Annotated in this window: 2 pseudogenes; both read left to right on the forward strand. The window is 41.4% G+C overall.

The window, feature by feature from the left end:
- Nucleotides 1-404: pseudogene (locus tag ACKTSF_RS14500) on the forward strand (nicking enzyme TraA protein); the annotation flags it as partial.
- Between the two features lie 119 nt (nucleotides 405-523).
- Nucleotides 524-1,156, forward strand: a pseudogene (locus ACKTSF_RS14505) (DNA topoisomerase); the annotation flags it as partial.
- Nucleotides 1,157-1,298 lie beyond the last annotated feature (142 nt).

Genomic DNA, 1,298 nt, shown 5'->3' on the forward strand with positions numbered 1-1,298 from the left:
AGCTTAGCTTAGATCAGTTAGAAAATCATCACTTACAACGGGTTTTAAAGCATGATGGCACTAAACAACTCTTTTTTGGCGAATGCAAAGCCGATCCGACGATTAAGAACAGTCAGATCGAGAAAATTCAAAAACAGTTAAAAGGGCAACAAGCCAAGGACGACCAGTACAGGAAAGCAAATATCGGACATTATCAACCACTGAACTACAAGCCAGTTAGTCCAGACTATTACTTAAAGACGGCCTTTAGTAACGCAATCATGACCGCCCTATATGCCCGTGATGAAGATTACGAACGGCAAAAACAGGCGCAAGGTTTAAAGGAGACTGAGTGGGAAATGACGAAAAAGCAACGGCAACACCAAACTTGGAACCGGCATGAAGATTGGGGCAGGCACTTGTAATCACAAAATTAGCGACTGGTTAATTGGTATGAATGGTAGCCCATAATGTATTTTATATTGATAAAAATTTGGTACGTAGAGCGTGCTCGATTAGTTACCCATAGCTGCCAGCCTTGTGTATGGTCTATCAAAGAGACCAGGCAATCAAAAACTTTAAGCCGGAACCCTATTTTGAACTAAATGCGGAAATTGTAGCTAATCAGCAAAAATTCGTCGCGAAATTAGCCCCCTATCAGCGATTTAAAGACAAAGCAGGGCTAACGACATTCATGCAAGCTAAACACGTTCAGAAAGGCTCACAGGCTGGTTTAATCAAGGGCGTTCAAAACCAGGCTAAAAAACGTGCTAGTCCCCAACTATTCTCGCTATCCAGTCTGCAAAGTGCCATGAATAAACGTTATCACGCCAGCGCCAGTCAAACCTTAGCGGCCATTCAGAGTTTATACGAAGCCAAGTACCTTAGTTATCCCCGCACCGATTGTGCTTACATCACTGATGAAGAATTTGATTATTTAGTGGCTAATCTGACGAAGTATCTGGGTTTAGTCTCTAAGCCAGTCGCTTTAACCAATACCACCCCAAATAAGCGCTATGTTAATGGAAAAAAGGTTGAAGAACACTACGCCATTATCATGACTAAAGTCGTCCCGACTAAAGATCAATTAGCTACCTTACCTAAAATACAGCATCAAGTCTATGACTTAGTTTTAAAAACGACGTTAGCGATGTTTGCTGATCCGTATGAGTACGAGGTAGCGTCAAGAATTTTGTGTAAATGAAATGCCTTCGTACATATAATATGTATCTAACTTAAATAAATGATGCTTCCAAGGTGTCCTGGAGTCCTTTGAACCCTCGGTGGATCCGCTTCAGAGACTTCTCGTTATAAACATT

The sequence above is a fragment of the Levilactobacillus muriae genome, from assembly GCF_045862015.1.
Classification (GTDB): domain Bacteria; phylum Bacillota; class Bacilli; order Lactobacillales; family Lactobacillaceae; genus Levilactobacillus; species Levilactobacillus muriae.